Origin of the sequence: Flavobacterium chungangense LMG 26729, from assembly GCF_000735715.2 — a bacterium.
Taxonomy (GTDB): domain Bacteria; phylum Bacteroidota; class Bacteroidia; order Flavobacteriales; family Flavobacteriaceae; genus Flavobacterium; species Flavobacterium chungangense.
The window spans coordinates 231538-252129 of the sequence record NZ_JASY01000008.1 but is presented as its reverse complement, the minus strand read 5'-3'; the positions used below and the strand labels follow the sequence as shown (position 1 = coordinate 252129).

The 20592-nt window shown below is 33.6% G+C and carries 20 protein-coding genes; 12 read left to right on the top strand and 8 right to left on the bottom strand.

All coding sequences use genetic code 11. The features are described 5' to 3' along the window. Positions 1 to 139 precede the first annotated feature (139 nt). Both ftsY and JE46_RS14975 read left to right on the top strand, forming a co-directional pair. Positions 140 to 1093 carry a signal recognition particle-docking protein FtsY gene (gene ftsY, locus JE46_RS14980; RefSeq protein ID WP_031456095.1) on the top strand — a complete coding sequence of 318 codons (954 nt, stop codon included), beginning with the start codon at positions 140 to 142 and terminating at the stop codon, positions 1091 to 1093. 211 nt (positions 1094 to 1304) lie between these two features. Beyond that, a complete protein-coding gene (locus tag JE46_RS14975) occupies positions 1305 to 1916 on the top strand; it encodes a zinc-dependent metalloprotease family protein (RefSeq protein ID WP_031456094.1) in 612 nt (203 codons plus the stop codon). A gap of 17 nt (positions 1917 to 1933) precedes the next feature. On the opposite strand, the gene JE46_RS14970 is transcribed toward JE46_RS14975, so the two are convergent. Further along, entirely contained in the window at positions 1934 to 2998 is a 1065-nt protein-coding gene (locus tag JE46_RS14970) for a serine hydrolase domain-containing protein (RefSeq protein ID WP_031456093.1), read from the bottom strand. 227 nt (positions 2999 to 3225) lie between these two features. On the opposite strand from JE46_RS14970, the gene JE46_RS14965 reads away from it, so the two are divergent. Together JE46_RS14965 and JE46_RS14960 are read left to right on the top strand one after the other, a co-directional pair. Continuing rightward, the gene (locus JE46_RS14965) at positions 3226 to 3666 is read left to right on the top strand and encodes a hypothetical protein (RefSeq protein ID WP_031456092.1); all 441 of its coding nucleotides are present in this window, start codon (positions 3226 to 3228) and stop codon (positions 3664 to 3666) included. Continuing rightward, positions 3647 to 3943 (top strand): DUF721 domain-containing protein, encoded by a 297-nt coding sequence (locus tag JE46_RS14960; protein ID WP_031456091.1) that lies wholly within the window; start codon positions 3647 to 3649, stop codon positions 3941 to 3943. Before JE46_RS14965 ends, JE46_RS14960 begins: the two co-directional genes overlap by 20 nt. Positions 3944 to 4067: 124 nt before the next feature. Here JE46_RS14960 and JE46_RS14955 read toward each other — a convergent pair whose 3' ends face one another. The 3 genes from JE46_RS14955 to bshC form a co-directional block, all read right to left on the bottom strand. Then, on the bottom strand, positions 4068 to 4487 hold the full coding sequence (locus JE46_RS14955; RefSeq protein ID WP_031456090.1) for a nucleoside-diphosphate kinase: 420 nt from the start codon (positions 4485 to 4487) through the stop codon (positions 4068 to 4070). A 177-nt stretch (positions 4488 to 4664) separates the two neighbouring features. Next, entirely contained in the window at positions 4665 to 5936 is a 1272-nt protein-coding gene (locus JE46_RS14950; RefSeq protein WP_031456089.1) for an acyltransferase family protein, read from the bottom strand. Between the two features lie 169 nt (positions 5937 to 6105). Continuing rightward, positions 6106 to 7695, bottom strand: coding sequence for a bacillithiol biosynthesis cysteine-adding enzyme BshC (bshC, locus tag JE46_RS14945; protein WP_031456088.1), 1590 nt, complete (start codon positions 7693 to 7695; stop codon positions 6106 to 6108). Positions 7696 to 7957: 262 nt separating this feature from the next. Here bshC and JE46_RS14940 point away from each other — a divergent pair, with 262 nt between their 5' ends. From JE46_RS14940 to JE46_RS14910, 7 genes are all read left to right on the top strand, one after another. Then, a complete protein-coding gene (locus JE46_RS14940; protein WP_031456087.1) occupies positions 7958 to 9235 on the top strand; it encodes an MFS transporter in 1278 nt (425 codons plus the stop codon). A 591-nt stretch (positions 9236 to 9826) separates the two neighbouring features. Then, positions 9827 to 11218, top strand: a complete 1392-nt coding sequence (locus JE46_RS14935) for an RtcB family protein (RefSeq protein ID WP_031456086.1) — start codon at positions 9827 to 9829, stop codon at positions 11216 to 11218. 2 nt (positions 11219 to 11220) lie between these two features. Beyond that, entirely contained in the window at positions 11221 to 11910 is a 690-nt protein-coding gene (prfH, locus tag JE46_RS14930; protein WP_031456085.1) for a peptide chain release factor H, read from the top strand. 33 nt (positions 11911 to 11943) lie between these two features. Next, on the top strand, positions 11944 to 12468 hold the full coding sequence (locus JE46_RS14925) for a tetratricopeptide repeat protein (RefSeq protein WP_031456084.1): 525 nt from the start codon (positions 11944 to 11946) through the stop codon (positions 12466 to 12468). Positions 12469 to 12620: 152 nt separating this feature from the next. Continuing rightward, positions 12621 to 13850: an AAA family ATPase gene (locus JE46_RS14920; protein ID WP_031456083.1), complete on the top strand. Its 1230-nt coding sequence runs from the start codon at positions 12621 to 12623 to the stop codon at positions 13848 to 13850. Continuing rightward, positions 13838 to 14338: a hypothetical protein gene (locus JE46_RS14915; protein WP_031456082.1), complete on the top strand. Its 501-nt coding sequence runs from the start codon at positions 13838 to 13840 to the stop codon at positions 14336 to 14338. The genes JE46_RS14920 and JE46_RS14915 overlap by 13 nt, the downstream gene beginning before the upstream one ends. A 6-nt stretch (positions 14339 to 14344) precedes the next feature. Further along, positions 14345 to 16549, top strand: a complete 2205-nt coding sequence (locus JE46_RS14910; protein WP_031456081.1) for a B12-binding domain-containing radical SAM protein — start codon at positions 14345 to 14347, stop codon at positions 16547 to 16549. Positions 16550 to 16558: 9 nt separating this feature from the next. On the opposite strand, the gene JE46_RS14905 is transcribed toward JE46_RS14910, so the two are convergent. The 4 genes from JE46_RS14905 to JE46_RS14890 all read right to left on the bottom strand — a co-directional run bounded on the left by JE46_RS14905 (position 16559) and on the right by JE46_RS14890 (position 19950). Continuing rightward, positions 16559 to 17089 carry a hypothetical protein gene (locus JE46_RS14905; RefSeq protein WP_031456080.1) on the bottom strand — a complete coding sequence of 177 codons (531 nt, stop codon included), beginning with the start codon at positions 17087 to 17089 and terminating at the stop codon, positions 16559 to 16561. 100 nt (positions 17090 to 17189) lie between these two features. Then, on the bottom strand, positions 17190 to 17954 hold the full coding sequence (locus JE46_RS14900; RefSeq protein WP_031456079.1) for an MBL fold metallo-hydrolase: 765 nt from the start codon (positions 17952 to 17954) through the stop codon (positions 17190 to 17192). Between the two features lie 54 nt (positions 17955 to 18008). Next, the gene (locus tag JE46_RS14895) at positions 18009 to 18692 is read right to left on the bottom strand and encodes a response regulator transcription factor (protein ID WP_031456078.1); all 684 of its coding nucleotides are present in this window, start codon (positions 18690 to 18692) and stop codon (positions 18009 to 18011) included. Then, positions 18685 to 19950 (bottom strand): sensor histidine kinase, encoded by a 1266-nt coding sequence (locus JE46_RS14890; RefSeq protein WP_031456077.1) that lies wholly within the window; start codon positions 19948 to 19950, stop codon positions 18685 to 18687. The genes JE46_RS14895 and JE46_RS14890 overlap by 8 nt, the downstream gene beginning before the upstream one ends. A gap of 165 nt (positions 19951 to 20115) precedes the next feature. On the opposite strand from JE46_RS14890, the gene JE46_RS14885 reads away from it, so the two are divergent. Then, positions 20116 to 20529 (top strand): DUF1573 domain-containing protein, encoded by a 414-nt coding sequence (locus tag JE46_RS14885; protein WP_031456076.1) that lies wholly within the window; start codon positions 20116 to 20118, stop codon positions 20527 to 20529. Positions 20530 to 20592: the final 63 nt, after the last annotated feature.

The following is a 20592-nucleotide window of genomic DNA, read 5'->3' as shown; positions in this document are numbered from 1 at the left end:
TTTTCCTGTCTGAAGAAGTTTGGAAAATGATGTTGTTTCTGTCGGGGCTAAATAAAATCAATTTGCTTTCTTTAAAGATTTGGATTTCAGGTCATCTAAAACCGAAAGGTCCCAACAATTCTAAAAACCTACAAAACAAATGAGTTTTTTTAAAAAATTATTCTCTACTGATAAAAAAGAGACTTTAGATAAAGGTCTTGAAAAAACAAAAACAACTTTTTTCTCAAAGTTAAGCAAAGCTGTTGCCGGAAAATCTAAAGTAGACGACGACGTTTTAGACAATCTGGAAGAAATTTTGGTAGCTTCAGATGTTGGAGTAAATACCACTTTGAAAATCATTGAAAGAATTGAGAAACGTGTTGCTGAAGATAAATATCTGGGTACAGACGAATTAAACCAGATTCTTCGTGATGAAATCGGAGCATTATTGTCTGAAACCAATACAGGAGAAGCAACAGAGTTCGAAATTCCGAAAGACAAAAAGCCGTATGTTTTAATGGTTGTTGGTGTTAATGGTGTAGGGAAAACAACTACAATCGGTAAACTGGCATATCAATTTAAAAAAGCCGGATATAAGGTAGTTTTAGGTGCTGCTGATACGTTTCGTGCTGCTGCTATCGATCAGTTGCAAATTTGGGCTGATCGGGTTGATGTTCCAATTGTAAGACAAAATATGGGGAGTGATCCTGCTTCTGTAGCTTTTGATACTTTGCAGTCTGCAGTGGCTCAAAATGCAGATATTGTTATTATTGATACTGCGGGACGTTTGCATAATAAAATCAATTTAATGAACGAATTGACAAAAGTAAAACGTGTGATGCAGAAAGTTGTTGCTGATGCGCCTCACGATGTGCTTTTGGTTTTGGATGGTTCTACAGGGCAGAATGCTTTTGAACAGGCAAAACAGTTTACAGCAGCAACTGAAGTAACTTCTCTGGCTGTTACAAAATTAGACGGAACTGCAAAAGGCGGTGTTGTAATTGGTATTTCAGATCAGTTTAAAATTCCGGTAAAATATATTGGTGTCGGAGAAGGAATTGAAGATTTGCAAGTCTTTAATAAATATGAATTCGTAGACAGTTTCTTTAAATAATTTTTTAGGCATAAAATGAAAAATATACCTCCTATTGCATTTTATTTTGCAAGTGTTCTGTGTTTTGTTTTCGCAAATGTTTCAAAAGATAAAAGTTTGTCTTTTTATTATATTCTATTGGTATTGGGTCTCCTTTTCTTTTTTGCAGGAATGTTGAAAAGAATCCGTACCAAACGATAGTTTCGTTATAATAGCTTTCTCTATTGATTTTATGAAATATTATACCTTCATTTTGCTGTTTAGTCTGCTTTCCTGTACAAACAAGAAAAATGATAGAGATGATAAAGAATTTCAGGCAGAACGGCAAAAAGTAATTGTTATTCAGCCTTTAGGAAACTTTAAGCTAAATCAGGCTGAAAAAGTTTTCAAGCAAATCAAAGCTATCAATTCGAATGTGGTTTTAAGGAAAAATATTTCTTTTCCTGAAAATTCATTTTACAAACCCAGAAACCGATACCGTGCTGACAGTATTATTAAAAATCTTAAAAATAATATTGGTGTAGATTCTGTAATTGTAGGATTAGCACATGCTGATATCAGTACAACCAAAAACGGAATTAAAGACTGGGGTGTTATGGGGTTGGGTTATAAGCCCGGAAAAGCCTGTGTCGTTTCTGATTTCAGATTGTCAGTAAAAAATAAAAACGAACAATTTTATAAATTAGTTTTACATGAATTAGGACATACAGCCGGTCTGCCTCATTGTAAAATCAAAACTTGTCTGATGCGGGATGCTGAAGGTGGCAATCCTCTTGATTATGAAAAAAGCTTCTGCAGGGAATGCAAAAGCTTTTTAAAAAGTAAAGGATGGCAATTAATCTAAAATGCCGATTTTCGTACTTATTGATATAAAGCATTAATTTTTTCCCATAAAACCTTGTCAAAATCAGACAAGGCAAGATTTTCAGCATCGGCAGCATTTCCCATTCTGATGACTACCATTTTCTTGCTCGGTATTACATATATTTTCTGATCGTTTTTTCCTAAAGCCATAAACATATCGTTTGGTGCAGTTGGAATTATGCTTCCCTGAAAAGTAAGCTGTGACTGAGGTAAGTGATAATTCGCTTTTCCGTTTAGCCACCATAAATAGCCATATCCTAAATTAATGTTTTGAGATGTAGTGGTAGCTTCATTGAAATAAGCCTCATTCAAAATGGTAGTATTCTCCCATTTTCCTTTGTTTAACATTAGTAAACCAAAACGTGCCATACTTCTGGTGTTGCTGGTATAAACACTGTTTACGTCTATTTGAACCCACGTGCCATTCATTCCGATTTTATCTCTCAATTTTGTATTGAAATAGGTTGACCAGTTTTGTCCACTTGCAGATGCAACAACATCCTGCAGTTTTACATATACATTATGATACGCCCAGCGTGTACCTGCATCGGCTTTGTAAATTAAATCTGTGGGTTCAACTTCATCTGTGCTGTCATCAAGGCCTGATGTCATTGTTAACAGATGTTTGCAGGTAATTAGATTTTCTTTAGCAAGTGTTTCGCTTGTCCAGCCAGTGCCCAGATATTGAGAAACCTTATTATTGATGTTGAGTAAACCTTCCTGTTGGGCAATTCCTGTAACAGTAGCCGTTAGTGTTTTTCCTGCACTTGCCCAATACCAGTTTTTGGTTACTGAATGGTCGTTGAAGTAGTTTTCTAAAACGATTCGGCCATTTACCAGTATGATAAATGATTTGGAGTTTTTGAGTTCTAAATAATCTAATAGTGGCTGAACAGCGTTCTGATTCCATTTTAGGTCAGAAATAGATTGGGTTTCCCAGGCATTTCCGGTCAGAGGTGGGAAATACATGCTTTGAGTAGTGGGTGTGTCAGTAGTGGTGTCTTCTTTACTACAATTGACGAAGAATAATAAAATCAGGATTTTACAAATTGTTTTAGTCATGGTTTATGTTTTTGGTTTGTGGTATGACCAAAAATATGTAAAATAGTTTAATGTGTTTAGCAAATTTTTATCTCTTTTCAACTTTATAAAGTTAACTTTGTAGATGTCTAAAAATCTTTTGAAAACAAGAACCCTAGCCCTGATAGAAGCGGCATCCTTTTATGGCAGGGTTTGCCATAAAAGATACAGCGGACAGATGGAAACAGCTTCTTATTAAAATGTATAGTATGAAAAACACTTTTATGATTTTGGTTTTATCGCTTTTGTTTGTAAGCTGCAAACAGCAAATTAAACCGGCAGATATTGCAAAACTGAATGGCTACTGGGAAATTGAAAAAGTGGTTTTTGATAAGGGAGAGAAGAAGGCTTACGGAATGAATGAGAATTTTGATTATTTTCAGATTAAAGGGACTAAAGGAATCCGGACTAAAGTAATGGTACAACTTTACGGGACTTTCCTGACTACTGATACTTTTGAAAATGTTTCCGTTCGGTTTACAGACAAAGGAACTTTTTTAGATTATAAAACGGATTACGCCAAATGGAGTGAGGAATTGATTTCGATTTCGGATGAAGCTTTTGTGGTAAAAAACGATCAGAATAAGGAATATCATTATAAAAAATCAGGACCAGTAAATTTATTAAACGATGGAAAAAAGACTAAATAACGAAAGTACGATTGGGGCTGTTTTGCAACAGATTATCCAGGTAAATAAATTACAGCCGGGAATGGACCAGATTGATGTTCGGGATGCCTGGAAGGAATTGATGGGAAGCGGTGTGAATACGTATACTAAAAATGTAATTTTGAAAGGAAGTACACTGTATGTTGAATTGGGATCTGCTGTTTTAAGGGAAGAACTGAGTCACGGTAAATCTAAAATTGTAAAAATGATAAATGAAGAGTTAGGTCGTGATGTTGTTAAGGATGTGATTTTACGATAGACTTCTTAGAATTTTAGATTATTGGATTAAAAAAATAGTGATTAAAAAAAGGAAACCCACTTCAATGAAGTGGGTTTTGTTGTTTATCAAGAAATCTAAGTTAGTCTAAAATAAGATGTCTAAATTAAAACTGCTCTCTTCCGGCAAAGTGGAATGCACCTTCGATTGCAGCATTTTCATCGCTATCTGAACCGTGAACTGCATTTTCTCCTATAGAAGTTGCGTATGCTTTACGGATAGTTCCTTCAGCAGCTTCCGCAGGGTTTGTAGCTCCGATTAAAGTTCTGAAATCTTCTACAGCATTGTCTTTTTCTAAAATAGCAGCAACAATTGGTCCGCGTGACATGAATTCAACTAATTCTCCGTAGAAAGGTCTTTCTGCGTGAACTGCGTAAAAAGCTTTTGCATCAGCTACAGTCAATTGCGTTAATTTTAATGAAACGATTTTGAAACCTCCGTTTGTAATCATTGCCAGGATATTTCCGATGTGTCCGTTTGCAACTGCATCAGGTTTAATCATGGTAAAAGTTCTATTTGTAGCCATTTTTTTTGTTTTTTAAATTTGGTGCAAAAATAGAACTTTTTTGCGAATTGATTTTAATATATTCATAATTAAAATAGGTCAGAATGATGTTTTGAATAATAAAAATATAAATTATGAATCATGATACAAAAAAAGAGACGCACAACAGTGCGTCTCTACAAATACGTCGAAATGTTTTTAAACTTTAAATATTAATTTATTTCTGTAGAATATCCACAAAATAAATGTCCAGATGCAAACATAAACTAATGCACCAGCTAATGAGGCTGTCATTGGGTTACTGAAGAACGGCGCAATCCAGAAGCGGTATAAGAAATCTAAAAGATTGGTCTGCTCTTCGGGATTTTTGGGATTTTGAAACCGAATCATTACTAAAGCCTGTGGTATAATTTGAGAGCTAAAAAATACAATCATTGGATTTACACCCCAGATCAGGAAGGGTTTAAATCCTTTTTTGTAGTTGGCAATATCAATAAGATAATACAATATGGTAAAAAATACGGTTGCTAATCCTGTTGTAAATAAAACATAACTGCTTGTCCAAAGCGATTTGTTGATTGGAAAAATCAAATCCCAAAGTAATCCTAAAATGATAAGTACAGCGCCAATCCTGCCCATTTTTAGTGCTTTTTTAATTTTAGAACTATCACTTTGTAAAAACTGTCCAATTAATAATCCTATAATTCCATTTACAATTGATGGAATTGTGCTTAAAATTCCTTCCGGATCCCAGGTGACAGTACCGCTGTACATATGACCTTTTAGCAAAATACTATCAAACCATGATGCCAGATTGGTTCCTTTTTCAAGATTTGCTTCTCCAATTCCGGGAACGGGAATTAGTGTCATTAAGGCCCAATATCCTAATAATAAAACTGTTCCGGTTATAATTTGTGTTTTTAAAGTCGTTTTTAGATATAAAAGTGAGACTACGAAATATACAATGGCAATTCGTTGTAAAACTCCCGGAAGTCTTACGTCATGATATGCTTCAATACCACTGTAAGCCAGAACCAGATAAATAAGCAGAATTGAAAAAGCTAAAATGTTTTTTACTTTAGAACTAAAACTTCCCATTAAGGCATAACCAACAGCAATGGTTATGGCTAAACGACCAATAAGAAGTGGAATTCCATCAAGCCCAAATAATTGAATTTTACCAAAAAAGTTGAAGAAAATCCCCAGACACAACATTCGCAACGAACGAATCAGGATTTTACTGAAAGTAGTATTGTCATAAAATTTGTCAGGCATTGCAAGCGGAACAGCAACTCCCATAATAAAAACAAAAAAAGGGAATACCAAATCGGTTGGCGTGCATCCGTGCCAGTCGGCATGTAACAGAGGAGGATAAACATTGCCCCAGTCTCCGGGATTGTTGACAATTGTCATTAATAAAATAGTGAGTCCACGAAAGACATCTAGCGAAATTAAGCGTTCTTTTACCATTGGTTTTGGGTAAATTGGTTAATTAATAATTTTTAAAAATCGCTATTTGGTTTAGGGAATAATAATTTTGAGAAGAGAGGTGGTTATTTGTTTCTCAAGATTATTACAAAATTATTTTTGCTGCAAATTAATCTTTTTTTGATGAGTAATTCAGTAATATATGCTCTGTTTATATTGTTATGATATCGAAATTGTGTTCTAATGGTTTTAGTTTCTGAATTAAAAGCGGAATCAGTTGTTCTCCTTTCTCTAAATAAAATTCAGAAAAATTAGCCTGACGTTCCTGTAAACTCTTATTTGGGAATAACTCAAATTGTAAATCAGTTACGCGTTGTAATTCGTCATCTAATTTTCTTTTTTGAGCTTTCAGTAAACGTTTTTCCAGATTTTCCAACCCTTTTTTCTGTTTGGCTTCCTGTGCTTTTACAGCTCCCGAAAATGATTTATCCGTTTGATCTGCTAATTCGTAAAGATATTTAAATTGTTGTTCTAATGTTTCTTTTTGAACAGATAAATCAATTGGAAATGCAGATAATTTATGTGTGATTGTATTCACTAAATCAGCAGGTTTAGTAAACAAATCGGCCCAGCTTAAATTTAAATTATCAGCTTTTCTTGCTTGTTTTTCAGTTGCTAAAAGAACTGAGTTTCGAACTAAAAGCATTGGGAAAGAAATATTTACTGCATCAAAAAATGATTTCAATTCGAGCCAATATGCAATTTCTCCGCCTCCGCCAATGTAGCATAGATTTGGCAAAATGATTTCCTGATAAAGCGGACGCATGATCACGTTTGGGCTGAATTTTTCAGGATTGCTTTCCAGTAATTTCAGAATTTCGTCTTTTGAAAATGAAATTCGGGTATTGTTTACGTAATATTGATCTTTTTCAAAAATGATTCTTTCGCGCAGATTTTCTTCGATATAAAACAAATTGATTTCGCGCGGATTTACCTGAACGCTGTAATCTCCAAGCTGTTCAATGGTTTTTTGAACTGTTTTGAAAGAAGTCTGCTTTTCTAATTCTTCTTTTACAAAAGGAATAAAAGCACGTTTTAAATCTGCATCATCAGCGTCTAAAATAATTAAGCCATAATTAGCAAATAAATTATTGGCTAAAAAACGTGTTGCATCAGCAAGATTATCATGTTTCAGATAAGCATCTTCAAACAGTTTTTTCAGAGTATTGGCATTCGTGCTTGATCCTAATTCCAAAGCATAAATTTCCAAAAATTCGGCTAAACCTTCAGTTGAAAGTCTCCCAACAGGTCCTGTACTTTCTTTGTTCCAACGGAATTTTTTCCCTTTGAAATTGAAATAATTGATCTCTTCAAAGTCATGATCTTCAGTTGCCATCCAGTAAATCGGAATAAAATTATTCGATGGGTATTTCGACTTTAATTCTTTGGTAAGATTAATAGTTGAAATAATTTTATAAAGAAAATATAATGGACCGCTGAATAAATTTAGCTGATGTCCTGTGGTAATTGTAAATGTATTTTCGAGCGCTAAAAGTTCAATATTTTGTTTAGTCGAATCTGAGATTTCGATATTTTGATATTGTTTTTTTAACGTATTTACTAGCGGAATTCGGTTTGCATTATCAAAATTTGATTGCTTTTCGACGATTTGTTTTTCGAAATTTTCAAGTGTTGGAAAATGATTGTACAGCGGTTTTAATTCTGGTTTCTGATCTAAATAGTCTTGCATCAATTTAGAGAAATACCCTGAGTTTTGATAGCTGATACAGTCGGTTGGCATAATTTTGAATTTATTTTTGACAGCTGTAAATTTAATGAAAATATGCAGTTAAAAATGGTTTTAACGATTGCTTATGATTTGATTTTTGATTTTTGGTTTAAAAACTTTGTAATCAGGTTTTTAGTTTTTGAGAAGTTGTGTAACATTGAAAATTTATAAAATTTGTTAAAAAACGCGAGTGTTGTGAAACTAATTTTCCTAAAACTGAATTATTTACAATGAAACTCTATTTTTGCAAGTAAAAAAGTTATATCACAGTAATATGAAAAGTAATCCCAATCAAAAGAACTCCTTAAAGCATGTTCTGTTTGGAAGCCTTATTGGCACCACAATTGAATTTTTTGATTTTTATATTTATGCCAATGCAGCCGTATTGGTTTTTCCTCAATTATTTTTTCCCGGTTCAGATGCTACCATGGCAACTTTAGAATCATTGGCCACTTTTTCAATTGCCTTTTTATCACGTCCGCTGGGTTCTGCTTTTTTTGGACATTATGGAGATAAAATTGGTCGAAAATTCACCTTAGTTGCAGCCTTATTAACTATGGGAATCTCGACAGTTACCATAGGATTTTTGCCTGGTTATGCCAGTATTGGTGTTGCCGCTCCTTTATTATTGATGCTCTGCCGATTCGGGCAAGGTGTTGGTTTAGGAGGAGAATGGGGAGGAGCCGTTTTATTGGCCATTGAAAATGCACCGCCGCATAAACGTGCCTGGTATGGAATGTTTCCGCAATTGGGAGCGCCAATTGGATTACTGCTTTCCGGAGGGACTTTTTTATTACTGACAGATTCAATGAGTAATGAAGATTTCATGAATTACGGCTGGAGAATTCCTTTTATCGCCAGTTCGCTATTGGTTATAGTTGGTTTTTATATCCGAACCAAAATTACAGAAACTCCTTCATTTGAAAATTCTAAAAATGCTCACGAAGAAGTAAAAGTCCCGTTTTTAACTCTGGTGAAATCATATAAAAATCAATTAATTTTTGGAACATTAGGAGCTGTAACAACCTTTTTGGTGTTTTATTTAATGACGGTATTTACCCTAAGCTGGGTTACTTCAGATTTAGGTTATGTAAAGAGAGATGCTTTGCTGATTCAATTGTTTTCGGTATTGTTTTTCGCTCTTTTTATTCCGGTTTCAGCTTTGGTTGCCGATAAAATTGGCCGTCGTAAAATATTAATTTTCACTACAATTGCAATTGCTGCTTTTGGATTTTTCTTTTCATTATTCCTTAATTCAGGAAGTCCGTTTTTAGTAACGGCTTTTGTTTGTATCGGAATGTCTCTCATGGGCTTTACTTATGGGCCTCTGGGAACATTTTTATCAGAGTTGTTTCCAACCACTGTTCGTTATTCAGGAGCTTCTTTGACGTTTAATCTCGCAGGAATTTTAGGAGCAGCATTTGCGCCCATGATTGCCATTTGGCTGGCAAGTACGTATGGTTTGAATTATGTTGGTTTTTACCTGACCATTGCAGCTATTATTTCTTTAGTTTCCTTTTTAGTGATTTCTAAAAAAGTACACCAGTTTTAATATTCCTAAAAACTAATTTATAGGAGGTAACGGGTCATTCGTTACCTCTTTTTTTTGTAAAAATCTTAAAATAGTTGATTAATTTATGTTTTATGAAATTTTATTTACGTCTTAAATGCTTGTATTTTAATGTTTTGAAAATATTTTTAAGAAAATTTTGTGATTTGATTTGTTTATTAAAAAAATAATTCACAAAATTTGCATCAGAAAATAAGTAATTAACTATTAATAAGCGAAGACAATGTTTGTATTAAACCTTACCTCTCAAAACATCGCATCAGGATCAGATTCTGTTGGCATGTGTCTTCGTGGCTTTTCTCAATCATAGCAAATCAATTTTAGAGATATGAATAAGCCCGAAGGAAAATAACTTTCGGGCTTTTTTTATTCTAGACACTTCAAAAATTCCCGAATATCCGAACTGAATTTATCTGTTTCAGATAAAATGTTTATCAAAATCTATTTGCTCAGATTTTGCATGATGTTTTGCACATATTCTTATGCCTTAAATGTTTTAAGATAAAGTATTTCATTTTGTAAAAAAGAAACAGGCAATATTGATTTTGAAAGAATTTCAATAGTAAAAAACAAATGGGAAATAAATTATCCGGAAAAGACCTGATTAAAATAGGCTTTCCAAAAAATAATAGTATCAATATCGCCTTGGGGCAAATCAACCGATACAGAAAACGAGAAAAAAAAGAGAGTATATTAACCGAAGCCAAAGAAGTGTTACTGTTTCCGGAAAAATTTACCGGACACGGAACCTGGGGAAAAGTGGCAGAAGGATTAGTAAATCCGGTACAAGTGAGAATGCATCAGCTTAACAATACAAGAGCACCTTTCTCAATTTTCGGAGAAAATGAAATTGATGAACAGGCAAAATATCAATTGTATGATGCCTTAAAATTACCAGTTTCAGTAGCAGGAGCTTTAATGCCCGATGCGCATTCAGGCTACGGACTGCCAATTGGCGGAGTTTTAGCAACAGATAATGCCGTGATCCCGTACGGAGTTGGAGTAGATATCGGCTGTAGAATGAGTTTGTCAATTTTTGATATTCCGGCTTCTTTCTTTAAAGGAAAGGAACATCAGCTGCAAGCTATTTTAAAAGACAATACCAAGTTTGGAATGTATGAAACCCACACCATTCGGGCAGATCACGAAGTGTTTAGCCGAAGCGAATTTCAGGATATTCCGCCTTTGAAAAACCTTTTAAATAAAGCGTATAAGCAATTGGGAACATCTGGAGGAGGAAATCACTTTGTTGAATTCGGAATTGCAAAAATTACTAATCCGCTCAACGAATGGAAGATTGGAGTTGGGGAATATTTTGCAGTGCTTTCTCATAGCGGCTCCCGGGGATTGGGTGCTAATATCGCAAAACATTACACCTATCTGGCAACCAAACAATGTCCGCTGCCTAAAAATGTGCAGCATCTGGCATGGCTCGATTTGAATACTCATGATGGTCAGGAATATTGGGTGGCTATGAATTTAGCTGGAGATTATGCCAAAGCCTGTCATGATGATATTCACCGCCGAATTGCAAAAGCTATAGGAAAACGAGTGGTTGTAACGATTGAAAACCATCACAATTTTGCATGGAAAGAAATCGTAAATGGAAAAGAAGCAATCGTGCATCGAAAAGGAGCTACTCCTGCAAACGTTGGTGAACTGGGCATTATTCCGGGTTCGATGACTGCTCCGGGATTTATTGTTCAGGGAAAAGGAAATGCAGAGAGTTTAAATTCAGCTTCTCACGGTGCAGGCAGATTGTTTTCGAGAAAGAAATGCAAAGATTCGTTTACCCAAAGCGAAATCAACAAAGTCTTGAAAGCAAATGAGGTGACTTTGATTGGCGGTAATATTGACGAAGCGCCAATGGCATACAAAGACATTAATAAAGTAATGGCAAACCAAACGGAACTGTTGGATGTGTTAGGAACATTTACACCAAAAATCGTTAGAATGGACCGATAATTATGGAAAAAATAATTCAAATAACATCAGGGCGCGGCCCGGCAGAATGCAGCTGGGTTGTGGCTCAGGTGCTGAAAACTTTTCTGGAAGAAGCAAATGACAATAAAATAAAAACAACTTTGCTTCAGCGGGAAAAAGGAATCGAAAACGGAACGGTAGAAACGGCAACAATTTTACTCGAAAGTGATAATCTAAACGATTTTGTAAACTCATGGAAAGGAACCATTCAGTGGATTGGGCAGAGTCAGTTTCGAAAATTTTACAAACGTAAAAATTGGTTTATCGGAATTTTTGAAGTTGATAAAACGACAACTACCGAAATTGATGAAAAAGATATTCAGTATCAGGCGATGCGTAGTTCCGGTGCCGGCGGACAACATGTAAACAAAGTAAGTTCGGCAGTACGGGCGACTCATGTTCCAACAGGAATTAGCGTAGTGGCTATGGATTCTCGATCTCAGCACCAGAATAAAAAACTGGCAACCGAAAGATTGCTTCAGAAGTTTAAGGACGAAATGGTAAAACAATTCAAAGCCGAATTTCAGGCACAGTGGATGAACCAATTGCAGATTCAGCGTGGGAATCCGATTCGGATTTTTGAGGGTTCAGATTTTAAGAAACAAAAACAAGTTAAAAATTACAAACAGGAACGGCAAAGATTAAAACGGGAGGATTATTTCGACCGGGATTAATGATAGAATTTGCATTTCCAAATAGAAAAAATTATGAAAACAGTAGAAAAATATCTTTTTCAGGCATTAGACAATTATCCATATTGGTTGGAAGGAACCATCGAATCCTTGGATTACGCTTTGTCTTACGATGATAAAAATACCATGGCCTTGTGTTTATACGGTCAGGTTTTCTCAGATCAGTTATTGAAATATGAAGAGGCAAAAGAATATTTTCAAAAAGCACTTTCGATTAATATTTATGCTTTAGAGGTGTATCCTTTTTATATTCATACTTTAATTTTAAATGAAGATTACGAAGAAGCAATGAAACTGATTGATTTTGCATTGACTGTCAAGGGAATCAATAAAACAGAGATTCTTTTGAAGAAAGTAATACTTTTTGAGCGTCAGCAGGAATTTAAAAAAGCATTGAAAGTGATTAAAAAAGCAAAACTTACCACAATCAATACTTGTTATGATTATACGATTGAAGAAACTGAAAAAAGGCTGAATAAAAAACTGAATGGTGATTCGAAAAAAGAAAAATCGGCCAAGAAGAAAAAGAAGAATAAGTAAAGAAGAAAGGATGGTCGGTTACGGCATCCTTTCTTGCTTAAAAGTTTCAAAATATTAAAATGTTGGTCAAGTTTAACTAGTTGGATTTAGTTTAATCAATATTTAATTTAAAGCAAAAAGCTATACATTTGTTAAACATAAAATATACGCTAATGTCATCAATTAGAATTAAAAATTTTGGACCTATAAAAGAAGGTTATACAGATAATGATGGTTTTTTACCAATTGATAAATTAATGATATTTATTGGTGGACAAGGCAGTGGGAAAAGTAGTATTGTAAAATTAATATCTACTCTGACTTGGTTGGAAAAAGCATTGGTTAAAAGATCAATCACTATTGAAGATATTACCCAAAATAATGCTTTTGTGGCAAAGTGGTGTGAATGGCAATCTATTCATAATTATTTTAAATCCGATTCTTTTATTGAATATAATGGTAAGTATATTGATTTTAAATATACTCAAGACTCGGTTAAAGTAGTTGTTAAAGATTCAGATATTTATGAAATTCCAAAAATAACTTATATTCCTGCCGAAAGGAATTTCTTGAGTGTTTTAGAAGAGCTAGAAAATGTAAAGGGTTTACCCAAATCATTGGGTTGGACTCTCGAAGAATATATTAAAGGTTGTCGTAGTTTTGATGTTCCTTTATCAATAAATATCAACGATATTAAATTTGCTTATCATAAGTTGAATAAAACGGCATATATCAGTGGCGACGGATTTGATACTTTAAAACTTTCAGAAGCATCCAGCGGAATACAATCAGTAGCTCCTTTAATGGTGGTTTCAAATTATTTGAAAAATTTTATTGATGATAAAAAGTTAAATAGCCTTGATAATGCAAGTTTTATCGAAAGAGAATCTTTTTCGGAAATATTAAATGAACTTGAACAAAAGACAGAGGGATTAGAATCAAATAGATTAGCAATATTAAACTTGCCTAAAAGATTTTTACCCCAATATCTATTCACAATAATCGAAGAAATAGAGCAAAATTTATTTCCAGAAAGTCAAAAAAACATTCTGTTTAAATCTTTCGAATTTAATAATAATAAAGACGATAATCACCTTATTATTACAACTCATAGTCCTTATATAATAGCTTATACAAGTCTTGCAATGAAGGCTTTTAAAGTAAAAGAGAATACAAATGAAAACTATGATTTGTTAAAAAAACTTGAAGATATTGTGCCAATAAAATCTTGTGTTAATCCTGATCAAACAGGTATTTATCAAATAGACGATAATGGTGCAGTTTTTTCCATAAAATCAGAAAGAGGTTTGATTTTAGATAATAATTTTCTGAATACGAGTTTAGAAGATACTAACGATTTGTTTAATGAATTACTTGATATCGCTGAGGAATGCAACAAATAGATTTTTTTAATTCAGATTGTGGTTTCGAAGAAACAAAATCAGACAAGTTTGGAATTCATGATGAATTGGATAATAATACAAAAGCTTATTTAGTTTTTGACTCTCAAAAAACATGGACAATTGAAGTTTTAAATTCTCAAGGAAAATCTATTGAGTTTTACCCAATCGATAATTGTGTTAAAATTTATAAAGAGAATTCTAAAAATAAAGAGAGTACTTGTGATGGGATGTTGAAATTTGATAATCACTTGATTTTTGTAGAACTTACTGAAAGTTGTCACAAAAGTGTTGAAGAATGTATTAGTCAAATTAAATCTACAATTTGTTTGTTTAAAATATGTCATCCTGATTTGGTTTTTGTAAAAAAGTCCGCTGTTGTTTCTAATACAGCGAGACCAACTTCAACTATTTCTCACGAAAGATGTCTCGATTTTAGAGAAGAAACTGGTTTTGGTTTATCGGTAAAGACAGTTTTAAATATTAAATAACTCCTTTTGAAAACAAAACTTTTTGTAATCACCCCACCATTTACCCAACTGAATACTCCGTATCCGGCAACTGCGTATATAAAAGGTTTTCTGAATACCAAAAATATTGAATCGGTTCAGGCTGATTTGGGAATTGACGTGATTTTGGAATTGTTTTCGAAAAAAGGATTGGTTGATTTGTTTCAGGTTTCAAGTTTCAGGTTTGAAGTTTCTAATCAAGAAGTTTCAGATAATTCTAAACGCATTTTTGCTTTACAGGACGAATACATTAAAACGATTGATTCGGTAATTCAGTTTTTACAGGGAAAAAATCCAACTTTGGCGCTTCAGATTTGTCAGGAAGAATTTCTGCCGGAAGCTTCCCGTTTTGCTCAGCTGGAAGAACTTGACTGGGCTTTCGGAACGATGGGGACGCAAGACAAAGCAAAACATCTGGCGACTTTATATCTCGAAGATATTTCGGATTTTATTGTCGAATGTGTCGATGAAAACTTTGGTTTCAGTCGGTATGCCGAACGTTTAGGCCGAAGTGCCAATTCTTTTGATGAATTATATGAAGCTTTACAAAAAGATTTAACTTATATCGATTCAATTTTAATTTCACTTTTGAAAGCTAAAATTGAAGCTGTAAAACCAACGTTATTTTTAATTTCTGTTCCCTTTCCCGGGAATTTATACAGTGCTTTTCGATGTGCGCAATGGGTGAAACAAAACCATCCCGAAATTAAAATTTCGATGGGAGGCGGTTTCCCGAATACTGAATTACGTTCACTTTCAGACAAGCGCGTTTTTGAATTTTTCGATTTTATTACTTTGGATGATGGTGAAGTTCCGATTGAAGAATTAATTTTCAATTTGGAAAATCCCGAATATAATTCATACAAAAGAACTTTTTTACTGGAAAACGGAGAAGTTCTCTACAAAAACAATTCGCTGAAACACGATTATAAACAAGCATTTGTAGGAACTCCTGATTATTCTGATCTGCCTTTGGATAAATACATTTCAGTTATCGAAATTGTAAATCCGATGCACAGAATGTGGAGTGACGGACGTTGGAACAAACTCACTATGGCTCATGGCTGTTATTGGGGAAAATGTACGTTTTGCGATATTTCTTTAGATTATATAAAAGTTTACGAACCTGTTGCGGCCAATTTACTTTGTGACCGAATAGAAGAATTAATTGAAAAAACGGGACAAAATGGCTTTCATTTTGTAGACGAAGCGGCTCCGCCAGCCTTAATGCGTGCTTTGGCGCTTGAAATCTTAAAAAGAAAACTAGCCGTAACCTGGTGGACAAATATTCGATTCGAAAAAAGCTTTTCAAAAGATTTGTGCTTATTGCTAAAAGCTTCCGGCTGTATAGCCGTTTCAGGAGGATTGGAAGTAGCTTCGGACCGATTGTTAAAATTGATCGACAAAGGTGTAACGGTAGAACAGGTTGCAAAAGTAACCCGAAATTTTACCGAAGCAGGAATCATGGTGCATGCCTATTTGATGTACGGGTATCCGACACAAACGATTCAGGAAACCGTTGACAGTCTCGAAATGGTGCGTCAGTTATTTGAAGCCGGGGTTTTGCAATCCGGATTTTGGCATCAGTTTGCACTTACGGCACATAGTCCTGTAGGATTGTATCCGGAGCAATTTGGCGTGACCAAAAAAACAGAGGCTATCGGAACTTTTGCGAATAATGATATTGATTATACCGATTCAACAGGAATCAATCATGATAAATTCAGTTTCGGGTTAAAGAAATCACTTTTTAATTTCATGCACGGAATCTGTTTTGATTATGAATTACAGGATTGGTTCGATTTTAAAATTCCGAAGACAAAAATTCATCCTGATTTTATTTTTAATGCTTTAGAAGAGCAAAGCGATTTCAATACCAAGCCAAATGGAAAAGTAGTCTGGCTGGGCGGGAAACCTTCAACAGAAAGTTTTACAAAATCAAAAAAAGGAAGAAGCTGGGAAATGATGTCGCTGACTTTTCATGATAAAAAAGAAAGTTTTACTATACAGACGAGTAAAGGCGAAGGCGAGTGGCTGGTCGAAATCCTAAAGAAAATCACAGTTTCAAACAGTAAAAATTATACTTTTCAGGAAGTCAAAAATGATTTCGAAATCACATTAGAAGATTTTGAATTATTTTGGTATTCTAAACCAATAAATACTTTAAGAGAATTTGGATTGCTAGTGCTTTAAAATCTGAATTTAATTTTTGGTTACCCAATAATGAAGATCTCTTTCTAAATCGTAAATCATTCTTTTTACACTTCTTCTAATAACGAAATAAGGAATTCCTAACATTACAGACATGTGGAATAAAAGAAAAGGTACAAGAAAAAAAGGGACAGCATTATCAGCAGATGAAAAAATAGTAGCGAAAATAAATATAGAATAAAACAAAATTGCTATTCCTAAAAAGAAAAACATTCTATTTCTAAAGCCATTAATCTCTGCATTTATATTTAATTGATTATGGTCTTCTGTAAATTCACCAGTTACTTTTGCAAATGAATAATTAGTGTCAAATAACTTTCTTCTTTTTCTTAAGTGAAAAACATGGTTAGTAATGTTTCCTTTATATTCATTTCTGCTCGATTGAAAAACTTCAAAAGGAACAAAACTTAAATCAGATTCATCGACATTATTTCTAAATTTTTGAATAAAATCTATTTTTGAAACCGGAAGCTGTATCTTAATATCTTTAACTAATTGTATTTTTCTTAAAAAATCGTTCATTTATATTGATTTGGTTAGCGAACCAAATATAATATTTATATGAGAAAGACGAAATAAACAATACCAAAATGATGTTCTTATTTTGGGAATTATTTCTAAACTAATATTCCACACATTCACCATCATTAGGTACAGCGGTTTTGGATAAAAGATTATTTTCAGCCAAAGCTCTTTTTAATTCATCCCTTGTTGTCGGACAATGGTTTAAAGACTCTAAATGATTGGCAAAAACTTTCCAGGGTGCCAGCGCGGTAAATTTCAGAATATCATTCATTCTCATTAATAACGGCTGTCCAAAATCTAATCTTGCAGTACCGCAGGCAACAGTTGCAATGTCAGGTTTTAATTCGGTCAAAACTTTTTCGGTATCTTTTGTGAAAATGGTATCAGAACTGATGTAAATCGTTTTTTCATTCAGAAGTTCTATAAAAAAGCCCATCACATTTCCTATTAATTTGGCGATAAAACCATATCCGTGAACGGCCGGAATACCCGTTATTTTTCCGTCAAGAAAGTTTTCAGGCTTCCAGTAGTCCAAAGTTTGCAAGACGGTTAAACCTCTTTGGGTTATCTTTTTTTCATCTTTTATACTGCAGATTACCGGAATTGATTTTCTTTTTAGAAAAACTTCACCCGCTTTATCAAGATGATCCGGATGCAAATGTGTTATCAGGCAATGTGTGACCTTACTCAAAATTTCCCTGCTGTTTTTTGGAAGCGCAGTCAGCGGATTTCTTTTTGGCTGGTAACGAAAAAGGGTAAAAGGAGCTATAGTTTTCCTTTTTCCTAACATGGGGTCAATTAAAAGCACATGCTTTTCTGTTTCAATGACTAAAGTCGCATTTCGCAAATGATGCAGTTTCATATCTAAAAGTTTACTATTAAAAATACGAAATTTTTTATAATCATAATCTGTAAATTACATCACAAACCGAAACCCAATCCCATGCAGGTTTTCAATAGAAATACCTTTTTCATTTGCTAAAATTTTACGCAGACGCGAAATAAAAACATCCAGGCTTCGTCCCATAAAATAATCATCGGTTCCCCAGAGAGCGGTTAAAATTTCTTCTCTTTTTAAAACACTATTCTTGTTGTCCAGAAATAATTTCAGCAATTCGGCTTCACGTTGTGTAAGACCAATTTTTTCATCAGCATTAAAAAGAATAAAATTTTTAGTATCAAATTGATATTTGCCTATTTCATAAATAGATTTTTGGGGTTTGTTATTTTTTTGTGAACGCTTTAAAAACACTTCAATTTTCAGTATTAATTCCTCAATGCTGAAAGGCTTGACAAGATAATCATCTGCACCTAAGCGCAATCCTTTGATTCGGTCTTCTTTTAAAGTTTTAGCCGAAAGAAAAATAATCGGAACATCTGTATTTAGTTTTCTAATTTCTGTTGCCAATTCAAATCCATCCATCTTTGGCATCATGATATCAAAAATGCAAATGTCGAAATCCTCATTTTTAAAACTTTCCAAACCTGATTTTCCGTCACAACAATGAATTACCTCATAATCATTTTGTTCGAGATTATCTTTGGTTAAAAACGCTAAGGTTTCATCGTCTTCGGTATAAAGAATTTTAAAATTACTCATTTTTGTATGGGATTGACAAAGTTATGGTGATGCCGTTTTCAGGGTTTTGGGTTGCCGAAATTTTCCAGTACTGCAGGTTGCAAATCTTTTTCACATAATACAAGCCTAATCCAAAACCGTTTACTTCATTACTTTTTTCGTTTTGGATTCGGTAAAATTTATCAAAAATAAACGAAATGTTTTTAGATGAAATTCCGATTCCATTATCTTCAAAAGCCAGCTTTAAAAGTTGATTTTCTGTAAAAATACGAATTGTAATTTCGGGTTTTTCATTGCAGTACTTTACAGCATTATCAAGTAAATTATAAATCAGATTCGTAAAATGAAAAGCATCCGTTTCTATTTTATATTTTTCTGAATCAGCTTTAATTTTAATAGAAACTTCCGGGTATTTTAACTGAATATTTTCGATAGTTTCTTCAATTGCAGGAATAATGAAAAGAGTTTCTTTTTTTAATTCCAGTGGAGTATAATCAGATTTGGCAATATTTAAAATCTGCTCAATATGATTATTTAGTTTGTGGCTTTGGTTGATGATAATGTCAGTGTAGGTGTAGAGTTTTTTGTCTTCTTTTATTTTATCCTGTCCGATAAGGTATTTTGAAGCAATTAAAATCGAAGATAAAGGTGTTTTAAATTCATGTGTCATATTATTAATGAAATCACGCTGCAGCTCTGAATATTTTTTTTGTTGCAAAAGAGTTAAAATAGAATAAACATAAATCAGCAAAATAAAAATCAAAACAATAGACAAAACAAACCAAAAGCGCATGGAACTGAATAAATAACTGGTTTCATGAGGAAAACGAACGGCAAAATAATAAACCAGATTTTTATGTTTCGGAAAATAAACCGATTGTTTCGCTCTTCCTTTATCCGATAATGAGATGTAATTTCCGTAGATCATTTCGTCACTCTGGCAATTGTACATAGCATATTCAAAATCGGTTGTGATATTCATTTTTTTGAATTCCGATTTCAAATAAAATTCCAGAATATCGGGTTCAAAATCATTATCAATGTTGACAATATAATAATCATTGGCAATTTTTTGAATCGGATTCTGAGCCGGCAATTCATGATTGGTGCCTTCGTATAATTTTTTTGCCACTTCTAATAAAGCGATATGCGTTTTCTGACTCAGCTTTTTTTGTTCTAAAGTAAAGGCTTCTTTTGTCCACAGCAATTGTGCAACCAATATGCCGATAATGGCAATTAATCCCAAAATAATGATGCCGTTAAGTTTGTTTATTTTCAAGAAAACGAGATTTTAGAAAGTGTAATATTAATCAAATTTTAAATTAAAAATACCACTTAACAGGTCGTTAACAAACATTTGAAACCGGTTAACAGCGAATTGATTTTTTGTAAGGTACTTTTGAAATATAAAATTAAACCATTTACCAATTTAAATAAATATATTATGAAAATTTTAAAAATTACAATGTTGGCATTAGCATTAGGATTAATGTCCTTTTCGGCAATTACACCTATAAAAGTGATCGCTTCAAAAGTAGAAAGTAAGTTTGATGCTTCTGCTATTGTATGGAAAGCAGAAACAATCGATGTTGGGCAGATTCCGCAGGGAACGCCAAAAGCAATTGTTTTCGAATTTAAAAATACCGGAAAAACAGCTGTCGTAATTACAAATGTACAAGGTTCATGCGGCTGTACCGCAACAGATTATACTAAAGAGCCAATTCTTCCTGGTAAATCTGCAAAAGTTACAGCAACTTATAATGCGGCAAACAAAGGAGCTTTTACCAAAACGGTTACAGTTACAACGAGTGGAGAAACAACTCCTAAAATTCTTACTTTGAAAGGAACAGTTGTCTAAAATAAAGTTGATTATATAAAGGGGAAAAACTCCGGTCATGTGATGTGACCGGAGTTTTTTTAT